We start from the raw sequence: 6,442 nt of genomic DNA, 5'->3' as shown, positions 1-6,442 counted from the left end.
GTCGCGCCGGGCCAGCCCTGCTCGCGCGCCCAGGCCACCAGGCCGGGGCCGCGCGCGACGGCCTCCAGGCAGCCGTGCCCGCCGCAGCCGCAGGGCGGGCCGTCCGGGTCGACGATGATGTGGCCGATGTGCCCGGCGTTGCCGCTCGCGCCGTCGATGAGCCGGTCGTCCAGGATGAGGCCGCCGCCGACGCCGGTGGACACGACCATGCCGAGCATGTTGGCGCGGCCCCGGCCCGCGCCGCGCCAGTGCTCGCCGATCGCCAGGCAGATCGCGTCGTTGTGCACCCGGACGGGCAGCCCGGGGTAGGTCTCGCGCAGCCGGTCGCGGAGCGGGAAGCCGCGCCAGGCGGGGATGTTCAGCGGGGAGACGTGCGCGTCGGGCCAGGTCATCGGGCCGCCGCAGCCGACGCCGACGCCGGCGAGCTCGGGTTCGCCCGCCTCGGCGAGCAGCTTCTCGAGCATCGCGGCGAGCGTGCGCCACAGGCCTTCGGCGTCGGTGGCCGGCGCGTTCGGCGTGGGGACGCGGTCGTACACGGCGATCCGCCCGCCGGGCTCCACGACGGCGGCGGCGAGCTTGGTGCCGCCGATGTCGATCGCGAGCACCGGCGCGTCGGCCCCGGCGAACGGGACCGCCTCCGGGGACGTCCGGGTGACCACCGCCGTCGCCGCCGTGGACACCGTCGCCGTGGCGGTCGCGGCGGCCGTCGCCGGGGCGGGGCCGGGCACGGTCACCGGGACCGCGCCGGGCGCCGTCTCCCGGGACGGACGCGGGACGAGCGGACGGTTCACTGGTCGTCTCCCGCGGACTGGTCGTCGCCCGTGAACTGGTCGTGCCCCGCGGACTGGTCGTCTCCCGCGGACTGGTCGTCTCCCGAGGATCCGAACGCGAGGATCGACGCGGTGAAGCCGTGCACGTGGTTGCGTCCGCCGACCGGGCCGATCTCGCCCGCGGCGAAGAACCCGCCCACCCCGGCCGCGCCGCCGAACGCCCGGTGCAGCACGCGCGCGTCGTGGTCGGAGTCGGGGAACATGGCGCGGCCCCGGCCGTTGCACGAGAACAGCAGCGCGCCCTCGACCGGCGTCAGTTCGAACCGGTCGAGCAGCTCGGCGAGGTCGGCCTCGGCCGCGTCCGCGTCGCGGACCTGGAACCGGACGGTGCGCCCGACGTCCACCACGTCGCCGATCGCGATGGCGCCGGTCTCCTCGTCCGCGCCGACGACGCCCCGGACCAGGAAGTCGCCCTGCTCGTGCTCGTCGGCGTACTCGTCCATCGCGACGCCGATCAGCAGGCCGTGGCCGGCGAGCTCCTGCTCCTCGGGCGGCAGCGCGAGCACGACCTCCTCCAGCTTGGTGAGCGCGGGCGCGCCCGCCAGCTCGAACAGGACGTTCTCCTCGGCCTTGGTGACCACCATGTCCGGCCCGATGGGGCGCGCGCCCTGGCTGACCACGGTCGCGGCGTTCACCGCGCCGCCGATGACGACCCCGACCGCGCCCTCGGAGAACGCGTCGCCGTTGACGAACACGCGGGTCGAGCCGCGTTCCGGGCCGTCCGCGAGGCCGCCCACCAGGGGCAGCCCCGGCATCGCCTCACCCGACCGCTCGACGAACGCGTCGATCGGGAAGCTGTACGGATCGGCGAGCAGCACGCCCACCGCGTCGTCGTCGCTCGCCTCGGGCATGCCGACGACGATGAGCCGGTCCTCCCCCTTCAGCGTCTCCAGCCGGAACGGCGTGAGCCGCGCCTCCGGCAGCACCCCGGCCCAGGCGCTCACCGCGCCGCGCCCCTCGACACCGCGGCCCGCGCCGATCACCCCGGCCGCCGAGCAGCCGAGGAAGACCCGCGCCCCCGCCGTCCGGTAGGCGCGCCGGGCCGCGGCCTCGATCTCGGCGGGGTCGCCGCCGGAGACGAAGACGCAGACCAGGTCTGGCGTCGCCGACAGCTCCGCGCGGGCCTGCCGGACGGCGGTCTCGGCCGCCTCGGTCAGGTCCGGGCCGAACGCCAGCCCGTCACCGAATCGGGCCATCGGTCCCCCCAATCTCCGTACGGTCACACTCCAGTCTCCCCGCTCGACCGGCCCGGACGCGAACCACCGCCCCGCCTGTGGATAACCGCGCCGCCGAACACCCGCCCTCCCCCGCTCCCGAACACCCTCTCCCACCCGCCGCCGGACGGTCCGCACCGGCCCGGAGAACGAAGTCCGCAGGTGGGCGGCGATGGAACGGGACGTCACATGCCGGCGGCCCGGAGGGCGGGAGGATGGGGCGGACGCGAGGGGGTTCGGGTCGGCGATGCGCGACGTAGGGTCGGTCGCGTGCGTGCATCCACACCTCGCGAGAGCACACTGGGCGAGCTGCGCACCAGCGGCCACCAGTACGAGACCGTGAAGGAAGAGATCCGGCGGAACCTGCTGCACCGGCTGAGATCCGGACAGCCCAGGTTCCCCGGCATCGTCGGCTTCGACGACACCGTCCTGCCCCATCTGGAGCGGGCCCTGCTGGCCGGGCACGACCTGGTGCTGCTGGGCGAGCGCGGCCAGGGCAAGACGCGGCTGATCCGGACGATCGCCGGACTGCTGGACGAGTGGACCCCCGTCGTCGAGGGCTGCGAGATCAACGACCACCCGTACGCGCCGGTGTGCGTGCGGTGCCTGCGCCTGTCCGACGAGCTGGGCGACTCCCTCCCGGTCGCGTGGCGGCACCGGGACGAGCGGTACGGCGAGAAGCTGGCCACCCCGGACACGTCCGTGGGCGACCTGATCGGCGACGTCGACCCGGTGAAGGTCGCCGAGGGCCGCACGCTGGGCGACCCCGAGACCGTCCACTACGGGCTCGTGCCGCGCACCAACCGGGGCGTGTTCGCCGTGAACGAGCTGCCCGACCTGGCCGAGCGCATCCAGGTGTCGCTGCTGAACGTGCTGGAGGAGCGGGACGTCCAGATCCGCGGCTACGCGCTGCGGCTGCCGCTGGACGTGCTGCTCGTCGCGTCCGCCAACCCCGAGGACTACACCAACCGCGGCCGGATCATCACGCCGCTGAAGGACCGGTTCGGCGCGGAGATCCGCACCCACTACCCGGTCGAGCTGTCCGACGAGCTGGACCTCGTCCGGCAGGAGGCCGAGCTCGGCGCCGGCGGCGCGGAGGTGCCCGACCACCTGCTGGAGGTCGTCGCCCGGTTCACCCGCCTCGTCCGGGACTCCACGGCCGTGGACGCCCGGTCCGGGGTGTCGGCGCGGTTCGCGCTGGCCGGGGCCGAGACCGTCGCGGCCGGGGCGGTCCGGCGCGCCGCGCTCACCGGGGAGGACCGGCCGGTCGCCCGGGTCTGCGACCTGCCCGCCGTCGTCCCGACGCTGATGGGCAAGGTCGAGTTCGAGGTCAGCGAAGAGGGCCGCGAGCAGGAGGTGCTGGAGCACCTGCTGCGCCGCGCGGTCGCCGAGACCTACCGGCGCGCCCTGGGCGGGGCCGACCTGTCCGGCCTGCTGGAGAAGTTCGACTCCGGGGAGACCGTGGAGTCGGGCGAGCTGGTGTCCGCCGAGGAGCTGCTGCGCCGCACCGGCCGGGTGCCCGGCCTGGCCAGGATCGTCGAGCGGCTCGGCATGTCCGGGGAGTCCCCCGGCCAGGCCGCCGCCGCGCTGGAGTTCGCGTTGGAGGGACTGTTCCTGACCCGGCGCCTGTCGAAGGACGACACCGGGACCTATTCGCTGTGAGACACCGCCCGTGACGCATTGAGGTTGGCATGAGCCGTTACCGGTACGGGGCGTACCACGAGGGCCCGGACCCGCTCGCCCCGCCCTACGACGTCCGGGAGGCGCTGGACGCGCTCGGCGACTCGGTGCTGGAGGGCACCCGGCCCGGCGACGCGCTGCGCGAGCTGCTCCGCCGCGGGCTGCCGAACGACGTGCGCAACCGGCGCGGCCTGGACGACCTGCTCCGCGAGGTCCGCGAGCGGCGGCGGGAGCTGCGCCGGCGCGGCCGGATGGACGGCACGCTGGAGCAGGTCAGGGCGCTGCTCGACACCGCCGTCGGGCAGGAGCGGGCCGAGCTGTTCCCCGACCCGTCGGACGACGCGCGGCTGCGCGAGGCCGAGCTGGACGCGCTGCCGTCCGACACGGCACAGGCCGTCCGGCGGCTGTCGGACTACCAGTGGCGGTCGGACGCCGCGCGCGCCACCTTCGAGCGCCTGAAGGACCTGCTGCGCGGCGAGATCCTGGACTCCCAGTTCGAGGGCATGCGCCAGGCCCTCGCGAACCAGGACCCCGCGGCGATGGAGCGGGTCCGGGACATGATGGCCGCGCTCAACGACATGCTCGACAAGGACGCGCGCGGCGAGCACACCCAGGAGGACTTCGACCGGTTCATGCGGGAGTACGGCGAGTTCTTCCCGGAGAACCCGGCCGACCTCGAGGAACTGGTCGACGCGCTGGCGCGCCGCGCCGCCGCGATGGACCGGCTCATGGCGTCGCTGACGCCCGAGCAGCGGGCCGAGCTGTCCGGCCTGATGGACGAGGTCATGCGGGACGCGGGCCTCGCCATGGAGATGACCCGGCTGACCGAGTCGCTCCGCACCCGCCGTCCCGACCTGGGCTGGGGCACGCCCGACCAGCTGTCCGGCGACCGTCCGCTCGGCATGAGCGACGCCACCGGCGCGCTCGCCGAGCTCGCCGACCTGGCCGAGCTGGAGGCGGCGCTCGGCCAGGACTACCCCGGCGCCCGGCTGGACGACATCGACGAGGAGGCCGTCCGGCGCGCGCTCGGCCGGTCCGCGGTGGACGACCTGGCCGCGCTGCGCCGGCTGGAGGCCGAGCTGGAGCGGCAGGGCTACCTGCGGCGCAACCGGGGCGAGCTGGAACTGACGCCCAAGGCCGTCCGGCGGCTGGGCGAGACCGCGCTGCGCCGCGTCTTCTCCCGGCTCACCTCGGGCCGCTCCGGCGACCACGACCGGCGCGACGCGGGCCAGGCGGGCGAGCTGACCGGCTCGACGCGCGAGTGGCGGTTCGGCGACGAGCAGCCGATCGACGTCGTCCGGACGGTCTCCAACGCCGTCCGGCGCTCCGCGGCACACGCCGCCGCCCCTTCCGCCGGACCGGGCGAGGCGGGCGGCTCCGTCGGAACGGGCGGGCCGGGCGGCGGAAGGCGGGGGGTGAAGCTGAGCGTGGACGACTTCGAGGTGAAGGAGACCGAGCGGCGCAGCGCCGCCGCGGTCTGCCTGCTCGTGGACCTGTCGTACTCCATGGTGCTGCGCGGCACCTGGGCCGCCGCCAAGCAGACGACCCTGGCCCTGCACACGCTCGTGACCAGCTCGTTCCCGCAGGACGCCATCCAGATCATCGGGTTCTCCAACTACGCCCGGGTGCTGCACCCGACCGAGATGGCGGGGCTCGACTGGGACATGGTCCAGGGCACCAACCTGCACCACGCCCTGATGATCGCCGGACGGCACCTCGACCGGCACCCCGACTTCGAGCCGATCGTGCTGGTGGTGACCGACGGCGAGCCGACCGCCCACCTGCGTCCGGACGGCCGTTCCTGGTTCGACTACCCGCCGTCCGCCGACACCCTCGTCCTCACCACCGCCGAGGTGGACAAGATGACCCGGCGCGGCGCGGCGCTGAACTTCTTCATGCTGGCCGACGACCGCCGCCTGGTCGCCTTCGTGGACGAGGTGGCGCGCCGCAACGGCGGCCGGGTCTTCGCCCCCGACGCCGAACGGCTCGGCGAGTACGTCGTCAGCGACTACCTCAGCGTCCGCCGAGGCGGACGCCGCTGACCCGCCCGACACCGCCGCCCCGCGCGTTCCCTCCTCCCATACCGCCCTGCGCAGTCCCTCCCGTCCCCGCCCCCGCGCGTTCCCTCCTTCCATCACCCCCCTGCGCAGTCCCTCCTTCCGTCGCTGGACCAACCCCCGCCTCCTGTCGCCGCCCCAGCACCTTTCGGCCTTCCGTCGTTGAGCCGTCCGTGCGGGCCTGACCTGGCCAAAGGGCGGAAACCGGTGCGGGTGAGGCCCGTGGGGCCGACGTTGAGCGCGGTTTTGCCGAGGAACAGGATTACCGCCGAAGGCCACCGGGGAGTCATTACGCGGAGTGAACACCACGGCACCGTAAGTGCCATCGGAGGGAAATGTGACGACGTACCGACGACCGCTCCTCGGCGTCCTCGCCGCCGGGTTCGGCGCAGCCGCCGTGATCGCGCTCGGATCGGGCCCCGCGCTCGCCGACGAGATCCCCATGGGCCACCACCACGGGTGGCACCACTACCACCATGGCTGGCACCACCATCACATGTTCGGCCACTGGGGCTGCCCGCCCGGGCCGATCAAGGACGGTGGCCACTGCAAGATGATGCACCACCGGAAGTGGCCGTCCACGCGCTAACGGGGATGCCCCATTCGGCCCGTTCCGCCGCCCGCGGAGCCGGCCGGGAGGCCGCCCGGTGCTCCCGCACCG

5 protein-coding genes are annotated in these 6,442 nt (G+C 74.6%); 3 read left to right on the top strand and 2 right to left on the bottom strand.

Annotated features, from left to right (window positions below; all coding sequences use genetic code 11):
- Both DZF91_RS30080 and DZF91_RS30075 read right to left on the bottom strand, forming a co-directional pair.
- On the bottom strand, positions 1–791 hold a 791-nt coding region (locus DZF91_RS30080; RefSeq protein WP_235834654.1), incomplete at its 3' end, for an ROK family protein.
- Positions 788–2,026 carry an FIST signal transduction protein gene (locus DZF91_RS30075; RefSeq protein ID WP_117360475.1) on the bottom strand — a complete coding sequence of 413 codons (1,239 nt, stop codon included), beginning with the start codon at positions 2,024–2,026 and terminating at the stop codon, positions 788–790. The genes DZF91_RS30080 and DZF91_RS30075, both read right to left, overlap by 4 nt.
- Before the next feature lie 288 nt (positions 2,027–2,314).
- On the opposite strand from DZF91_RS30075, the gene DZF91_RS30070 reads away from it, so the two are divergent.
- The 3 genes from DZF91_RS30070 to DZF91_RS30060 all read left to right on the top strand — a co-directional run bounded on the left by DZF91_RS30070 (position 2,315) and on the right by DZF91_RS30060 (position 6,370).
- On the top strand, positions 2,315–3,706 hold the full coding sequence (locus DZF91_RS30070; RefSeq protein WP_117360474.1) for a sigma 54-interacting transcriptional regulator: 1,392 nt from the start codon (positions 2,315–2,317) through the stop codon (positions 3,704–3,706).
- 29 nt (positions 3,707–3,735) lie between these two features.
- Entirely contained in the window at positions 3,736–5,766 is a 2,031-nt protein-coding gene (locus DZF91_RS30065; RefSeq protein ID WP_117360473.1) for a vWA domain-containing protein, read from the top strand.
- Between the two features lie 352 nt (positions 5,767–6,118).
- Complete coding sequence (locus DZF91_RS30060; protein WP_117360472.1) at positions 6,119–6,370, top strand: hypothetical protein; 252 nt, start codon at positions 6,119–6,121, stop codon at positions 6,368–6,370.
- The last annotated feature ends 72 nt before the right edge of the window (positions 6,371–6,442 follow it).

The organism is Actinomadura logoneensis (genome assembly GCF_003428695.1).
GTDB lineage: Bacteria > Actinomycetota > Actinomycetes > Streptosporangiales > Streptosporangiaceae > Spirillospora > Spirillospora logoneensis.
The sequence above is the reverse complement of the archived record's forward strand: the minus strand, read 5'-3'. Positions and strand labels throughout refer to the sequence as shown.

What these genes read in the sequence shown, in the direction of transcription:
- DZF91_RS30065 (WP_117360473.1), top strand. Translation starts at nt 3,736, where the DNA reads ATGAGCCGTTACCGGTACGGGGCGTACCACGAGGGCCCGGACCCGCTC.
- DZF91_RS30075 (WP_117360475.1), bottom strand. Translation starts at nt 2,026, where the DNA reads ATGGCCCGATTCGGTGACGGGCTGGCGTTCGGCCCGGACCTGACCGAG.